Source organism: Microbacterium sp. 69-10 (assembly GCF_001897945.1).
Taxonomy (GTDB): domain Bacteria; phylum Actinomycetota; class Actinomycetes; order Actinomycetales; family Microbacteriaceae; genus Microbacterium.
In genome coordinates this window covers 151254-151823 of the sequence record NZ_MKRT01000025.1, presented here as the reverse complement: position 1 = coordinate 151823, position 570 = coordinate 151254, and the positions used below count along the sequence as shown (strand labels likewise).

Annotated in this window: 1 protein-coding gene; it reads left to right on the top strand. The window is 69.6% G+C overall.

Annotated elements, in window-relative coordinates:
• On the top strand, positions 1–545 hold a 545-nt coding region (locus BGN97_RS13780; protein WP_292702599.1), incomplete at its 5' end, for a DsbA family oxidoreductase.
• Positions 546–570: the final 25 nt, after the last annotated feature.

Genomic DNA, 570 nt, shown 5'->3' with positions numbered 1-570 from the left:
TCCGCTCCTTCGAGCTCTCGCCCGCCACCCCCGTCGACTTCGACGGCGACGAGCTCGACTTCCTCGCCGGGCACAAGGGCATGGCGCGGGAGCAGGTCGAGCAGATGCTGTCGCACGTGACCAAGGTCGCCGCCGGCGCGGGCCTGCAGTACCGCTTCGATCTGCTGCAGCACACCAACACGGTCAAGGCGCATGAGCTGCTGCACTTCGCCAAGGCGAAGGGGCTGCAGCACGAGATGGAGGAGCGGCTCATGTCCGCCTACTTCACCGAGGGCAAGCACGTCGGCCGCGTCGACGACCTGGTCGCCCTCGCCGCCGAGGTCGGACTGGATGCCGGTGAGGCCCGCTCCGCTCTGGAGTCGGCCGAGTACCTGGACGCCGTCCGTGCCGACCAGGCGCAGGCGCGCGCCTACGGCATCAACGGCGTGCCCTTCTTCGTGATCGACGGCCAGTACGGTGTCAGCGGCGCGCAGCCGCCGGAGGCGTTCGAGAACGTGATCCGCGACATCTGGGCGCAGAAGCAGGGCGCGTCCGCGGAGGCCTGAGCCACCGCATCCGATCACGAGTGCG